Here is a 15,124-nt window from a genome sequence, read left to right as displayed (position 1 = left end):
GCCGTTGGCTCTTTCACAGATAAGTCGGGCGCTTGCCGGCAAAGAGTTCGGCATGGCTTTTCAGCAATTTGGTCATGCGGTCGACCACGGTGCGGATTTCCCGGCGATGGCGGTCGGCATTGTTCATGACGATCCATTGCCGGTGGCGCAGCTCGTGGACTTCCTCGCCGACCCGCTCCAGCCGCGGCTCCTGATCTCCGACGAAACAGGGCAAAACAGCAATGCCGGATCCGGCGAGCACCAGATCGTGCAGTGAGCGCGGGCGGCTGACCGTGAAGGCGATTTCCTCGCGTCTATTCTGATGCGGCCAGCGCAGATAGGCCGAGATCGCTTCCTCCTCCGCCACCGCGATCCAGCGCTCCGGGCCGACAAAGCGCATATTGCGGGCTTGATAGGCGGCATACGCGACATCCCCGATCTTGATGGCGGCGAGATTGGTCTCTTCCGGCTCGAAGGCACGGATGCCGATATCGCTCTCGCGATGGGCGAGGCTGGCGCGGCGCTCGCCGAGATGCAGATCGATGCGGAAGCCGTCCCGCTCCGAACAGATCGTCGGCATATTTTGGCTGAGCAGCCAGCCGACCCAAGTGCCGGCAGCGATGCGGACCACGGACGTGCCCTGGGCATCGCGCTGCCAGCTATCGACCTTGCGAGCGGCCGCCTCCATCTCCAGCAGTTGATCGAACAGCGTCTGACCGTCGCCGGTCAGCGTGTAGCCCGCCTGGCTGCGCTCGAAGAGCGGCCGGCCGATCTGCGCTTCAAGTTCCAACATGCGCCGACCGATCGTTGCCGGGCTGAGACCGCTTGAAGGGACCGCGCCCGTCAAGCCGCCGCCGCGGGCCACATCGAGAAAAAGCTGATACGAATCCCACGACGAGTTTTTCATAATTGAAAAACATAAGACGATCATGGCTGTTTATAAAGAAAATTCGGATGTGTAGTTGAAGGGATGCCTCACAGGAAGGAGACATCCCATGATAGACAGCATGGCCCTGGCGAAAGCCATAGAAATACAGAGCCTGGCGCGCGAAGAGCAATGGCGCTGCGACGAGGATCTATTCTACCTCGACTACGGGCTCGAACTGCCGCGGCTCTTCATATGGATTGAGCGCATATTTGTCGCTTCGGGCATCCGGCGCAAGGCAATGAAAAAGGCGGACCGGCCGGAAATCGGCCGATCCGCCAGCAGTGGCAATGATGGCTGCAGTCAGGCTGCCGCCTGCTCGCGCATGTAATTCGCGCTGTAACCAGCCTCGATCTTGAACTGCTGAATGAGGTGCAGCAAAGCATCGGCCTCGGCGGCCAGCTCCCGGCTGGCGGCGGTAGTTTCTTCAACCATGCCGGCATTCTGCTGCGTCATCTGGTCCATGTGATTGACCGACGAATTGACCTCCTGCAGGGCGCTTGCCTGATCGTGGCTGGCACGGGCGATCATTTCCACATGCTGGCTGATCGTCACGATCTGGCTGCTGATCTGCGCGAGTACCGAACCGGCCTCCTGCACGAACTGCGAACCGGAACTGACCTCCTCGGTCGACTTGTTGATGAGACCCTTGATCTCCTTGGCGGCAGCGGCCGAGCGCTGTGCCAGCTCGCGCACCTCCATGGCGACCACGGCGAAACCTTTACCGGCGTCGCCGGCACGGGCAGCTTCGATGCCGGCATTGAGCGCCAGGAGATTAGTCTGGAAAGCGATCTCGTCGATGACGCCGATGATCTGCTCGATCTTGCGGGATGCATCTTCGATCCGGGTCATCGCGTCGATGGCGTTGCCGACGACGACAGAGCTGTCATCGGCGCTGCGCTTGGCTTCGCGCACGATGGCATCCGCATCCTTGGCACGCTCGGCAGACGAACGGACGGTGACCGTGATCTCGTCAACGGCCGCGGCCGTCTGCTCGAGAGACGCCGCCTGCTGCTCGGTGCGCTTCGACAGAGCCTCGGCAGAAGCAGCCATCTGGTTGCCGTTGCTCTGAATCATCTCGACATTGTCGCGCACCTGGCTCAGCGTCTGCTGCAGGCGCGATAGCGAACTGTTGAAATCCTGGCGAAGCTGTTCGAGACGGCCAATGAACGGCGTTTCGATCGTTGCCGAAATATCGCCTTGGGCAAGGCGCTCGAGGCCGGCAGCAAGCTCGCTGACGGCATAGTCGATCTGCCGGTCGAGCTCGCGCTTTTCGGCGTCGTTGCGCTGACGTTCGTGCTCTGCGGCCGCACGCTCCTCGTCGCTCTGTTCCTCGATACGGATCTTCGAGATAGCGTTTTCCTTGAAGATGCCGAGGGCTCGGGCCATATCGCCGATTTCGTCGCGGCGCTGCTCGCCGGAGATCGAAGTTTCGAGCAAACCGTCGGCAATGCGGCGCATGGCGGCGGTGATCTGGCCGATCGGTCGCTGCAGGGTCAGGACGAGCGCGATGCCGCCGGCAATGGAGAGGATGATGCCGAGTGCGGTTGCCAGGATGGATATTGAATTTGCCTGGTTGCGCTCGCTGCCGGCGCTCTGCTTCTGCGTCTCGGCGAAGGCGGTGAGCTGGCCCCAGACCTGATCGAGCTGCTGACGGGCGCCGGCATATTCGGCGATCCGCTGGTTGATCGTATCGACCAGCTTGCCGCCGGCGTCATCCATCGATTTGATTGCCGGACGAATGGCCGAGTCGATGTCGCCCGCAAAATCCATGCTCTTGGCGCTCTGGTTCAGCGTATCAATATCGCCGCCGAGTTTGGAGACTTCTTGACGCAGGCGGACGAGATTGTCCTTGTTGGTATTGGCGTTGAAATCCGCCAGTACGAGCTGCAGGGAATAGATGGAATCCTGCAGGCGGCGCGTGTCCTGCAGAACCGAATTGGTCTGTGCGACGCGGGCGTCGAGGGACACGAAGGTCGTGGTCGCCTGGCGCATCATTTGCGTCGCCGTCAGCTGCGTGTAGGTCGAGGTCTGGCGGAAGCGCGAGAGCAGCCGGCCGATATTGGTGATCGTGTCATCGGTGGGAGCATCGGTGCTTTCAGTAAAGGCGGCGAGATCCTTGATTGTGCCCGTCAGCGACTGGACGACGCTCTTCTGGTTCTGCGGCAATGCGAGGTCGATCGACCGCTGCGCCTTGTTCAGATCCGGCAGACGATCCTTGAGAAGCTTGACCTTGTCAGCCGGCGTCGCCGCATTATTGAAGTCTTGCGCCACGGCAACCAGCAGGTCGCCGCCTTTCAGCAACCGATCGGCCGAGCGCAGGGTCGAGGTCGCATCAGCCTGATCCTTGCGCATCTGGTCTTCAAGCTGCTGGCTGTTGAAATTGACGTTAAAGCGGGCGCTGATCAGGGCGCGCTGGCCGTCGTCAATCGTCTTGCGCAGGGACAGTTCCTGTTCGTGCAGCGACCACAGCCTGCCGACGAGGTTGGACATGTCGGCGGTCTTTGTCGTCGCTTCGGTGAGGTTGTCGCGGCCCTCCGCCTCCGGAGCGAGCTGACTCAGCGTCGAATTGAGCACGCTCTGCTGCGACTTGATGTCTTCATAGAGCTTGTCGCGCTGGCGAGTGTTGGTGATGCGCAGGAAATCATCCATGGAACCATACAGGTTCTTGAACCCGGTCAAGGACTGCAGGACGCTGTTGGAAATCTCCATACGTCCCTGAAGCAGGCCCGACGCATAAAGCCCGGTAAGGCCCACGGCAGAAATGCTGATGACGAACGGCAGGACGAATATCAGAACCTTGGTCCTGATGTTGAAACGCGACAATATCTTGTCAATGAACATTTTGGCCCAGACCTCACACCGCTCCCCCGTCGACGCCGCCTCGGCGCTGACCGGATGTATAACCATCGTTCTTGAAATATCCGCAGGCGGGGTTCCTGAGTATAAGTCAGGAAGCAATCATTGCTTCGGCTCCAGCTTGCGGTAGAGCGCCCCAAGAAATCGAGTGAGATTGTGTGGGTGATTAATTAATTTTCAGATAAAGATGCAATGCGGCCACCGTCACACAACCAAACGCTGAAAAGCGGGCGATGAAGCCTATCTATATGCGCGAGGCAGCGCCGCCGCTCGATGGCGGCCAGGAACAATGGGGGCGGCTTTAATCAGAAGCCGCGGATGGCGAGGTAGGCGATGCAAGCGGCCGTAGCGCCAGTCGCCAACATCAGTAGTCTTGCCGCCAGAAGCTTGGCATTGTCACGGGTTTGAGCGATTGCAATGGCGCGAGCACGACGATGTGTTCTGTTCATGAGTATATTCCCATTTTCGCACTGACACGATAACCGGCAAAAGGCCGTTTTCGCAACAGGCAATATACAAAACAGAAATGTAGGAAAAGAAAACGTGAAAACCAGATGTTAGCCGCAAGCCTTGCGGCTAACCGTAATAGATGCGGGAATTGTGGCCGAAGCGCGCTACTTCAACAATGCCGCGATAGCAGGATCCGTCGCCGTTTCCGCAGCCGTCTTGCCGGAAGCAGACTTGATGGTCTTGTCGGCGCCATTCTTCAACAATGCCTTGACGACGGCCGGATCATCCTGCTGGCTCGCCATGTGCAACGGTGTCCAGCCATCGTAATCGCCGGGCGCGTTGACGTCGGCGCCCTTGGAAACCAGCAAATCAATCATTTCGGGAGGACCGTAATAGGCCGCGGTATGGAGCGGATACCAGCCCTCTGTCGTCTTCATGTCCAGCTTGGCGCCGCATGCCAGCATCTTCTTGACGACATCGCCTTTCTTGTCGCGGATCGCAATGGCGAAATTCGTATCGCCGCCCGCATCCTGACCGTTCGGATCCAGCTTCTTGCATTGCGCAGAAGCAGCGCTCGCGTCGGACACCGTGACGGCAAGCATGCCAAGTGGCATCGCCACGGCCGTAACGATACCTGAAAGAACTGTGCCGCGGAATATCAGAGCCTTAAACGTCATGATTGTCTCCATTGAGTATTTTCGCGCTGGAGATGCTCTTTGCCCGTTTCGCGGCCTGTTGGCAAGGTCAATTCAGGCCGCCTCGCCGGCGACATGCCCGGAAGCCCATGCCCATTGGAAATTGTAGCCGCCGAGCCAACCGGTCACATCGACGCATTCGCCGATGAAGAACAGACCGGGAATGGTCTTTACCTGCATCGTCCGCGAATCGAGGCAAGCTGTATCGATGCCGCCGAGCGTCACCTCCGCCGTGCGATAACCTTCGGAGCCCGAGGGTTTGACGCTCCATGACTGCATCGCTGCCGCGAGCTGCTGCAGGCGCTTGTCGGATTGATCGGCCATGTTGCCATAGATGCCTTCGCTATCGACGACATACTGGGCCAGCCGCTTCGGCAGGATTTCCGCAAGAGCGGTCTGCGCCGATTGTCGGCCATTCATCTGCTTGGCTTTCTTGAGAAGCGCAAAGACATCGATATCGGGCTCGATCACGACCATGATCTCCTCGCCTTCCCGCCAATAGGAGGAGATCTGCAGGATGGCGGGGCCGCTGAGGCCGCGATGGGTAAAGAGCAGGGCCTCGCGGAACGCCGTCTTGTCGTGGCGGATCTCCGCGGGCGCGGCGATGCCCGAAAGCGGTGCCAACCGCTGAAGCAATTGTGGATCGAGGGTTAGTGGCACGAGGCCCGGCCGGGTTTCGACCAAAGGCAGGCCGAATTGCTCGGCGATGCGATAGGCAAAGCCAGTGGCGCCCATCTTTGGGATCGACTTGCCACCGGTGGCGACGACAAGCGAGGATGCTTCGAAGGCGCCTTCCGAGGTGCTGAGGCGATAGCCGCCGGCAGTTTGATCGATATCGCCGATTTCCGTCCGCAACCGCAGTTGCGCGCCCGCATCGCGCACCTCGTCGGTCAGCATGCGGATGATGTCCTTGGCGCTGTTGTCGCAGAAGAGCTGGCCGAGCGTCTTCTCATGCCAGGCGATGCCATGGCGTTCGACCATGGCGATAAAATCCTGCGGTGTGAAACGGGCGAGCGCCGATTTGGCGAAGTGCGGATTGGCCGACAGGAAGTTCTTCGGGCCGGCATGGATGTTGGTGAAATTGCAGCGGCCGCCGCCGGAAATGCGGATCTTTTCGCCCGGCGCCGCAGCATGGTCGAGCACGAGGACGGACCGCCCGCGCCGGCCGGCGCGGATAGCGCACATCATGCCTGCTGCGCCCGCACCGAGGACGATCACATCATATCTGCCTGCCACGCTTCAGCCCTTCATTCTTCGCCGCGCGCTCTCGTCACTTTTCCATCATACGGCGAAAGTCCGAGCGGTTTTCCCCCTCGCCAATTGGCAAACTGCAGTTATGATGCAGTCGTCGATCAACCCAAATACGGTGTTTTATGCCCGCGAGAAAGACCCCGCTGAAAGCTTCCATACCCGTCTCGAAAGCCCCTACAGTACCTCCTTCTCTGAGATCGGCACGCGGCGTAGCAAACTGGAAGGAAGCGGCGCAATGGCTGCGGGCACGCGGGATCGAGGACATAGAATGCATCACGCCGGATCTCGCCGGCGTGCCGCGCGGCAAGATGATGCCGACCTCGAAATTCACCTCCAATACGTCGCTGGCACTGCCCTCGGCGATCTATCGCCATACGATTTCCGGCGAGTATCCGGAGGAGACCGAAAGCTTCCGCTACGAACCGCGCGACAGCGATCTGAAGCTGGTGCCGGACCTTTCGACGCTTTCGGTCGTGCCCTGGGAGAGCGATCCGACGGCGCAGGTGATCTGCGATATCGTCAATTCCGAAGGACATGCGGTGTCCTACACGCCGCGCAATCTGCTGAAGCGGATCATGGGGCTCTATCGCGAGCGCGGGTGGAAGCCGGTGGTGGCGCCGGAAATCGAGTTCTATCTCGTCGCCAAGAATGACGATCCGGACTATCCGCTGCACCCGCCGAAGGGCCGCTCCGGCCGCTCGATCCTCGGCGGACAGGGCTATTCGATCGCCGGCATCAACGAGTTCGACGAACTGATCGATGATATCTATCACTTCTCCGAGAAGCAGGGTCTTGAGATCGATACGCTGATCCATGAAGAGGGTCCGGCGCAGCTCGAGATCAACCTGCGCCATGGCGACCCGATCGAACTTGCCGACCAGGTGTTCATGTTCAAGCGCACCATTCGCGAGGCGGCGCTGAAGCACGGAATTTACGCGACCTTCATGGCCAAGCCGATGCAGAGCCAGGCCGGCTCGGCGATGCATATCCATCAGTCGGTCGTGAACATCGAGACCGGTAAGAACGTCTTCACCAATCCGGACGGCAGCCCTTCGCAGGAGTTCTTTCATTTCATCGGCGGCATGCAGCGCTATGTTCCGAATGCGCTCGCCATGCTCGCGCCCTATGTGAATTCCTATCGCCGGCTGGCGCCGAACATGTCCTGCCCGGTCAACAATGCCTGGGGCTACGACAACCGCACCACGGCCTTCCGCGTTCCCGTTTCCGATCCGCAGGCCCGCCGCGTCGAGAACCGGTTGCCGAGCTCCGATGCCAATCCCTATCTGGCGCTCGCCGCCTCGCTCGCCTCCGGCCTGCTCGGCATCATGAAAAAGGTGGAGCCCACCGCGCCGACCGAGGATTCGGCCAATGAAGGCTCGATCGACCTGCCGCGCGGCCTTCTGGAAGCCATTGCGCTGCTTGAGGGCGAGCCGGCCTTCGAGGAGGTGCTCGGCAAGGACTTCATCGACATCTATGCCGGCGTCAAGCGGGGTGAATTTGAAACCTTCATGCAGGTGATCAGCCCGTGGGAGCGGGAATTCCTTCTGCTCAACGTGTGAAGGAGGCGCCCATGACGCTCCAGGAAACATGGCAAAGCCCGATCGCGCCCGGCCTTTCCTTCTACCAAGCGACCGTCGGCCCGCGTGCGAGCTATCCGAAGCTCGACGGCTCGCGCCGCGCGGATGTCGCGATTATCGGTGGCGGCTATACCGGTCTTCAGGCCGCCTACAATCTTGCCAAAGGTGGCGCGGAGGTCGTGCTGATCGATGCCAACCGCTTCGGCGACGGCGCCTCCGGCCGCAATGGCGGACAGCTCGGCACCGGCCAGCGCTGGTGGCCGGAAGAGATGGAAGAGAAGATCGGCTATGAGCGGTCGAAGGCCCTGTTCGATCTGGCCGAGGACGCCAAGCGGCATCTTCTCGATTTCTCCGCCGAGCATGGCATCGACATGGATTTCCTGCCCGGCCAGATGAATGTCACGCACAAGCGCAGCGACAAGCGTGACCATGTGGACAGTGCGGAGATCGCAGCGACCCGCTATGGCTATCCGCACATGACGTTCATGGATGAGGCCGAAACCCAGGAGCGGCTGGGTTCGTCGTTCTATCTCTATGGCGTTCGGGATATGGGCACGGGTCATATCCATCCCCTGAAACTGCTCATCGGCCTTGCCCGCGTCGCGGCAGAGGCCGGTGCGTCTCTCTTCGAAATGACCAGGGCGAAGGGCTTCCGGCAATTCGGCGGCAAGACGATCATCGAAACGGATGGCGGCGAGATCATAGCCGACCGGGTGCTGATCGCCTGCAATGGCTATATCGGCAATCTGGAGCCGGTGACGGCAAGTCACGTCATGCCGATCCGCTCCTTCATCGGCGCGACCGAACCGCTCGACCGCTTTCCGGCGGTACTGCCTGGTAACGAGGCCGTCGCCGATTCGCGATTCGTCGTGCGCTATTTCCGCAAATCCAAGGATGGACGCCTGCTCTTCGGCGGGCGCGAGGCCTATACGGCGGACAATCCGCGCGACATAACGCAGCACATCCGCCGGCAAATCACCGAAATCTATCCGGCTCTCGGCGATATCAGCATCGATTATGCCTGGGGCGGCTCGGTCGGCATCACCATGCCGCGCCAGCCCTTCGTGCGCGAGGTCATGCCTGGCGTCACTTCCATCGGCGGCTATTCCGGCCATGGGGTGATGCTGTCAAATTATTGCGGTAAACTCTATGCGAAAACGGTTCTCGGGAATGCGGATGAACTTCATCTCTTCAGAGAGTTGAACATACCGCCCTTCCCCGGCGGTGCGCGCATGCGGGCGCCTCTGCTGTTCCTGGCGCTCTCGTGGTTTGCGTTGCGCGACAGGTTTTGAAAACCGGAGGATGATTTCTTCCGCCGGCAATCCGCTCTAAAAAGCCGCATCTGATTTTTGCGATGCACACTGGCCTTTTTAAATCGATTAGATTAAAAGGGGCCTCAACTAAGACCGATTGAGAGATAGCTCATGAGCAGCCAGATCATTCCCGTTGAACCATTTGATTATGTCGTTTTCGGCGGCAGCGGCGACCTTGCCGAACGCAAGCTCCTGCCCGCTCTTTACCATCGTCAGGTCGAAGGCCAGTTTTCCGAGCCGACGCGCATCATCGGCGCTTCGCGCAGCGCGCTTTCCAATGAAGAATACCGCAAATTTGCCGACGCCGCCCTCAAGGAACACCTGAAGAAGGGCGAATATGACGATGCCGAAGTCAAAAAATTCCTGGCTCGCCTGTTCTACGTGCCGGTCGATGCGCGCAGCGATGCCGGCTGGGATCAGCTCAAGAAGATCCTGGACGAAGGCAAGGAGCGCGTGCGCGCCTTCTATCTCGCTGTCGCTCCGGGCATCTTCGGCGACATCTCGCAGAAGATCCACGATCACAAGCTGATCACCAAGCAGACCCGCATCGTCGTCGAAAAGCCGATCGGCCGCGATCTTGCCTCGGCTCTGCAGCTCAACGACACCATCGGCAAGGTCTTCAAGGAAGAGCAGATCTTCCGCATCGACCATTATCTCGGCAAGGAAACCGTGCAGAACCTGATGGCGCTGCGCTTTGCCAACGCTCTCTACGAGCCGCTGTGGAACGCCAACCACATCGACCACGTGCAGATTACGGTGGCGGAATCGGTCGGCCTCGAAGGCCGCGCCGGCTATTACGACACGGCTGGCGCCCTGCGCGACATGGTACAGAACCACATCCTGCAGCTGCTTTGCCTGACCGCAATGGAAATCCCCTCCTCCATGGATTCGGAAGCCGTTCGCGACGAGAAGCTTAAGGTTCTGCGCGCACTGAAGCCGATCGATGCTTCCAACGTCGAGCAGGCGACGGTTCGCGGCCAGTATCGCGCCGGCGCTTCGGCGGGCGGCCCGGTCAAGGGCTATCTCGACGAGCTGGAAGGCGGCGTTTCCAACACCGAAACCTTCGTCGCCATCAAGGCCGAGATCGGCAACTGGCGCTGGGCGGGCGTTCCCTTCTACATCCGCACCGGCAAGCGCCTGGCCGGCCGCATGTCGGAGATCGTCATCACCTTCAAGCACATTCCGCACACCATCTTCGATCAGGCCGCCGGCCGCATCGTTGCCAACCAGCTCATCATCCGCCTGCAGCCGGACGAAGGCGTCAAGCAGTCGCTGATGATCAAGGACCCAGGCCCGGGCGGCATGCGCCTGCGCAACGTCTCTCTCGACATGAGCTTCGCATCTGCATTCAACGTCCGCAATCCGGATGCCTACGAGCGCCTGCTGATGGACGTTATCCGCTCCAACCAGACGCTGTTCATGCGCCGCGACGAGGTGGAAGCCGCATGGAAGTGGGTCGATCCGATCCTCAAGGGCTGGGAACACGCCGGCCAGCAGGTGCAGGGCTATACAGCCGGCACCTGGGGTCCGAGCCAGGCTATTGCGCTCATCGAGCGTGACGGCCGCACCTGGCACGACGATATCTAAACCGGGACGACAACGATGACAGCCAACATGCATGCTTTTGCCAATGGTGCCGAACTCGCCGGCAAGCTCGCGGACAAGGTGGCCGAAACCCTTTCGGCTGCGATTACCGCCCGCGGCTCCGCAAGCATCGCGGTCTCCGGCGGCTCGACGCCGAAGGCCTTTTTCCAAGCGCTGTCATCGCACTCGATCGACTGGGGCAAGGTGATGGTCACCCTCGTCGACGAACGGTTCGTGCCATCAGACAATCCCCGTTCGAACCACCTGCTCGTCCAGGAAAACCTGCTGAAGGATAAGGCGGCCGCTGCCAAATTCCTTCCGCTCTATCAGGCTGCAGCTTCCGTCGAGGAGGCCGCGGTCATCGCCACCGAAAAGACCAAGGCTATCGGCCATCCCTTCGATGTCGCCATCCTCGGCATGGGCAATGACGGCCACACGGCTTCCTTCTTTCCGGGCGGCAGCAATCTCAAGACCGCACTCGATCCGAACACCCCGCGTGGTATCATCACGATGGAAGCGGAAGGTGCCGGCGAGCCGCGGCTGACGTTCACTTTCTCCAGCCTTCAGGATGCCCGATTGCTGGTGCTCCATATCGAGGGAGAAGGAAAGAAGGACGTTTTGGCCAAGGCCGAAGCGCCGGGCGAAGAAACCGAGATGCCGATCCGTGCCATGCTGCGCCGGGCGGCTTCTCCGGTCGAGATTTATTGGGCTCCGTGATACGGCCTGAAGGCCTGGTCATCGAACCCCGACAGACACAGCAACCCGTGCTGCGCCATGTGCCCCTCGGGCGCAGCGGCAAAGCATTGACTTTTAGACCCCGCGCCGTGCCCTCTGACGAATAGGTACCAAGGGCACCGCGCAGAACAGACGGAGGCAGATCGACCATGGCCGCTGACGCCCGCATATCAGCGATTACCGCACGTATCGTCGAGCGCTCAAAGCCGACGCGCGAGCGCTATCTGGACCGCCTGCGCAGTGCTGCAACCAAGGGAGCGCAACGCTCCGTGCTCGGCTGCGCCAACCTTGCGCATGGCTTCGCCATCTGTTCCCCCACCGAGAAAGACGCGCTGGCGGGAGACCAAGTGCCCAATCTCGGGATCATCACCTCCTATAACGACATGCTCTCGGCGCATCAGCCCTTCGAGACCTATCCGGCGATCATCCGCGAAGCGGCGGCCGAAGCGGGCGGCATTGCCCAGGTTGCGGGCGGCGTGCCGGCCATGTGCGACGGCGTCACGCAGGGACAGCCGGGCATGGAGCTTTCGCTCTTCTCGCGCGACCTGATTGCCATGTCGGCGGCGGTCGGCCTGTCACACAATATGTTCGATGCGGCCGTCTTCCTCGGCGTCTGCGACAAGATCGTCCCCGGCCTCGTCATTGCCGCTCTCTCCTTCGGCCATCTGCCCGCCGTCTTCATTCCGGCCGGGCCGATGACTTCGGGCTTGCCGAACGACGAGAAATCGCGCGTGCGCCAGCTCTATGCCGAAGGCAAGGTCGGCCGCGCCGAATTGCTGGAAGCGGAATCGAAGTCCTATCACGGTCCCGGCACCTGCACCTTCTACGGCACGGCCAATTCCAACCAGATGCTGATGGAGATCATGGGCTTCCACATGCCGGGCGCCTCCTTCATCAATCCCGGCACGCCGCTGCGCGAAGCCTTGACGCGCGAGGCGACCAAGCGCGCGCTCGCCATCACCGCCATGGGCAATGAGTTCACACCGGCGGGCGAGATGATCGACGAACGCTCGATCGTCAACGGCGTCGTCGGCCTGCATGCGACCGGCGGCTCGACGAACCACACAATGCACATCGTCGCCATGGCGCGCGCGGCCGGCATCGTGCTCACCTGGCAGGATATTTCCGAGCTTTCAGACATCATCCCGCTGCTTGCCCGCGTCTATCCGAACGGGCTTGCCGACGTGAACCATTTCCACGCCGCCGGCGGCATGGGCTTCCTCATCAAGGAGCTCCTGAAGAAGGGTCTGCTGCACGACGATGTTCGCACCGTCAACGGCCAGGGCCTCGGCAGCTACTCCATCGACGTCAAGCTCGGTGCCGACGGCAATGTCGTACGCGAACCCGCCCCGGAAAAAAGCCACGACCCGAAGGTACTGGCAAGCATCGACACACCCTTCCAGAGCAATGGCGGCCTGAAGATGTTGCGCGGCAATATCGGCAAGGCGGTCATCAAGATCTCCGCCGTCAAGCCGGAGCGCCACATCATCGAAGCGCCGGCCGTGATCTTCCACGATCAGCTGGAAATGCAACAGGCCTTCAAGGACGGCAAGCTGAACCGAGATTTCGTCGCCGTCGTCCGATTCCAGGGACCGAAGGCCAACGGCATGCCCGAGCTGCACAAGCTCACGCCGGCACTCGGCGTGCTGCAGGACCGTGGTTTCCGCGTAGCGCTCTTGACCGACGGCCGTATGTCGGGCGCATCGGGCAAGGTGCCTGCCGCCATCCATGTGACACCGGAAGCCGTCGAAGGTGGCCCGATCGCCCGCATCAGGGAAGGCGACATCATCCGCATCGATGCGATTGCCGGTACGCTGGAGGTGCTGGTCGATGCCGCCGATATGGCGGAGCGCGAGCCGGTCGTGGCCGATCTCTCGGAGAATGAATTCGGTATGGGCCGGGAGCTCTTCGTTCCGTTCCGCCACGCCGCGGGACCGGCGGATCAGGGTGCAAGCGTCCTGTTCCGCCACTGAGATTGTCCGCCGGATTTCGGCAGGACGGCATCGAAGGCTGATCAAGGCGCTTTGGATGCTGCAGTTCCTGCTTCCGGCGGAACCTTGTCCGTCCATGCCGGCGGAAGGCCGAGGCGCCCGCCCACGAAGCCTGTCACGCCCGGCGATTTCCCGAATACCTTGCAGGCGTCGTATTTCGGTGCCCGGCCGATGAGTGACGCCAATTTCGCCCTGGATGGGAAGGAGGGCGCCGCGCCGAACGGCGTCTTGCCCTTGACCAGCATCTTACTGAAATCGCCGCCGAATTTGGCGGCGAGGCTATAGGCATCCCCTTCCTTGGCGATGGTGCCCGAATTAAAGAATGCGTTTGCACCACGTCCCCAGATCATGACAGCCTTCTGTACACCCTGGGGATTGAAAGCCTCAGCCTCGAGCGAGAGGCTGCCCATGCCGATCGGAATACGCGGAACGGGCACCGGTACACCCGGCAGCAACACGCTTTTGCCCACGGAGGCAATTTTCGAGACTCCGACGGCGGTTGCATTGGTTGCCTTCACCTGCGTCACGACGGCGCGAACGGTGAGATCCGCCGGCTCAGATAGACCGACGACGGCGAAACGTTCACTCAATCCGGAACAAAGCGCTCTATCGACGGCATTGGTGACGAGATCGCGCTGTTTGGGTGTGAAAGCAGCGGTTTCGGCGCGCATCGAAAAGGCGGTGGGAATGATCTTCACGGTCTTGGCCGCCAGAACATCGTCCTTGCTTACCCTAAGAAGCGAGTGCGCAACCAGTCCATCCGATCGGGTCAGCCCTTCATAGGACCGCAAAGATCCCGCCCGATCCAGCGGCGCGGAGGCACAGCCGCCCAGCAGGCTCATCAAGAGGGCCATCGACCACATATCAGCCCTCCGATGGCTTTCAGCGGCAGATGGACCATAGGGTCTGCTTACAGCATGATTTGAGATTGTAGCGACTGGCATGGATGTTTGCGCTCCTGCACCGGGTTATGAACATCAGCATCAACATTAAATATCGCACTTAGTGTAATATTAATATCGACCAATTTGCGGCAATCGAGAAGCGAAGCGGAGAATTTGTTTCACCAGAGATTGAGACCACACGGAGCGGAGTGCGGCGAACGCCGATAATTTGAGTGGTATTGCGACTCATGCCAAAGTAAGCGCATGCACGATGCAACATCAAAGCCGGAAGGCTTGCGCGAACAGAAGCGCCGCCTGACCTTTCAACGCATAGCGGACGTCGGAATGAAATCCTTTCTCGCGAAAGGCTATCAGGAAACGACGATCGACGAGATTGCCGCAGCGGCCGGGATTTCCCGCCGGACTTTCTTTTATTACTTTAGAAGCAAGGACGATATTCTTCTGGCGCATCAGCGCCGATATATGGACGCACTGCGGACTGGCATCCTGGAGAATGCGTCGGCCGGGCGACCGCTCGAGGTCGTCCATCAAGCCACCTTGGGACTTGTGGCCCGCATCGAGGCGGAAGCGCCTCGGCTTCTGGAGACTGCCAAACTTTTACGTCAAAGCGAGACCTTGCGCGCCCGTTCGCGGGGTAACTCTTTGCAGCTTGAGCAAATCGCCTACCAAGCCCTGTGCGAATTGTTTCCGACTAGGGACCGCGACGGTCTGCAGCTGGTTTCGATGATCGGAGTGAGCCCGCTTCGCCTCTCGGTCAACAAATGGCTGCAGGAAAATGGCAGGCTACCGCTGATCAAGTATCTTGAGGATGCGCTCGCAAAATGCCGAACGGAAATCTGATCCGTCAGCCGAACGCAGCG

The 15,124-nt window shown here is 60.6% G+C and carries 13 protein-coding genes; 7 read left to right on the top strand and 6 right to left on the bottom strand.

Going from position 1 to position 15,124, the window contains the following annotated elements:
• Positions 1 to 13 precede the first annotated feature (13 nt).
• A complete protein-coding gene (locus ACK83U_RS01685; RefSeq protein ID WP_112608299.1) occupies positions 14 to 886 on the bottom strand; it encodes a LysR family transcriptional regulator in 873 nt (290 codons plus the stop codon).
• A gap of 88 nt (positions 887 to 974) precedes the next feature.
• Here ACK83U_RS01685 and ACK83U_RS01680 point away from each other — a divergent pair, with 88 nt between their 5' ends.
• A complete protein-coding gene (locus ACK83U_RS01680; RefSeq protein ID WP_112335327.1) occupies positions 975 to 1,235 on the top strand; it encodes a hypothetical protein in 261 nt (86 codons plus the stop codon).
• Here the strand turns inward: ACK83U_RS01680 and ACK83U_RS01675 are convergent.
• The 4 genes from ACK83U_RS01675 to ACK83U_RS01660 form a co-directional block, all read right to left on the bottom strand.
• Entirely contained in the window at positions 1,208 to 3,748 is a 2,541-nt protein-coding gene (locus ACK83U_RS01675; RefSeq protein WP_112608301.1) for a methyl-accepting chemotaxis protein, read from the bottom strand. The two genes, ACK83U_RS01680 and ACK83U_RS01675, sit on opposite strands and share 28 nt — an antisense overlap.
• 320 nt (positions 3,749 to 4,068) lie before the next feature.
• On the bottom strand, positions 4,069 to 4,212 hold the full coding sequence (locus tag ACK83U_RS01670; protein WP_181476150.1) for a hypothetical protein: 144 nt from the start codon (positions 4,210 to 4,212) through the stop codon (positions 4,069 to 4,071).
• 165 nt (positions 4,213 to 4,377) lie between these two features.
• Complete coding sequence (locus ACK83U_RS01665) at positions 4,378 to 4,890, bottom strand: ankyrin repeat domain-containing protein (protein WP_112608331.1); 513 nt, start codon at positions 4,888 to 4,890, stop codon at positions 4,378 to 4,380.
• 72 nt (positions 4,891 to 4,962) lie between these two features.
• A complete protein-coding gene (locus tag ACK83U_RS01660) occupies positions 4,963 to 6,096 on the bottom strand; it encodes an NAD(P)/FAD-dependent oxidoreductase (RefSeq protein ID WP_412474876.1) in 1,134 nt (377 codons plus the stop codon).
• 185 nt (positions 6,097 to 6,281) lie between these two features.
• On the opposite strand from ACK83U_RS01660, the gene ACK83U_RS01655 reads away from it, so the two are divergent.
• From ACK83U_RS01655 to edd, 5 genes are all read left to right on the top strand, one after another.
• On the top strand, positions 6,282 to 7,718 hold the full coding sequence (locus tag ACK83U_RS01655; protein WP_112608305.1) for a glutamine synthetase family protein: 1,437 nt from the start codon (positions 6,282 to 6,284) through the stop codon (positions 7,716 to 7,718).
• Between the two features lie 11 nt (positions 7,719 to 7,729).
• Positions 7,730 to 9,028 (top strand): NAD(P)/FAD-dependent oxidoreductase, encoded by a 1,299-nt coding sequence (locus tag ACK83U_RS01650; protein WP_112608307.1) that lies wholly within the window; start codon positions 7,730 to 7,732, stop codon positions 9,026 to 9,028.
• A 132-nt stretch (positions 9,029 to 9,160) separates the two neighbouring features.
• Complete coding sequence (zwf, locus tag ACK83U_RS01645; RefSeq protein WP_015338847.1) at positions 9,161 to 10,636, top strand: glucose-6-phosphate dehydrogenase; 1,476 nt, start codon at positions 9,161 to 9,163, stop codon at positions 10,634 to 10,636.
• A 15-nt stretch (positions 10,637 to 10,651) separates the two neighbouring features.
• Entirely contained in the window at positions 10,652 to 11,350 is a 699-nt protein-coding gene (pgl, locus tag ACK83U_RS01640) for a 6-phosphogluconolactonase (protein WP_112608309.1), read from the top strand.
• Between the two features lie 167 nt (positions 11,351 to 11,517).
• Positions 11,518 to 13,341, top strand: a complete 1,824-nt coding sequence (gene edd, locus ACK83U_RS01635) for a phosphogluconate dehydratase (protein WP_412474768.1) — start codon at positions 11,518 to 11,520, stop codon at positions 13,339 to 13,341.
• Between the two features lie 41 nt (positions 13,342 to 13,382).
• Here edd and ACK83U_RS01630 read toward each other — a convergent pair whose 3' ends face one another.
• Complete coding sequence (locus ACK83U_RS01630; RefSeq protein ID WP_412474767.1) at positions 13,383 to 14,222, bottom strand: DUF3313 domain-containing protein; 840 nt, start codon at positions 14,220 to 14,222, stop codon at positions 13,383 to 13,385.
• A gap of 366 nt (positions 14,223 to 14,588) precedes the next feature.
• On the opposite strand from ACK83U_RS01630, the gene ACK83U_RS01625 reads away from it, so the two are divergent.
• On the top strand, positions 14,589 to 15,104 hold the full coding sequence (locus ACK83U_RS01625; protein ID WP_412474766.1) for a TetR/AcrR family transcriptional regulator: 516 nt from the start codon (positions 14,589 to 14,591) through the stop codon (positions 15,102 to 15,104).
• Positions 15,105 to 15,124: the final 20 nt, after the last annotated feature.

Source organism: Rhizobium sp. WW22 (genome assembly GCF_047041135.1).
Classification (GTDB): domain Bacteria; phylum Pseudomonadota; class Alphaproteobacteria; order Rhizobiales; family Rhizobiaceae; genus Rhizobium.
This window is presented reverse-complemented; position numbering and strand designations above follow the sequence as displayed.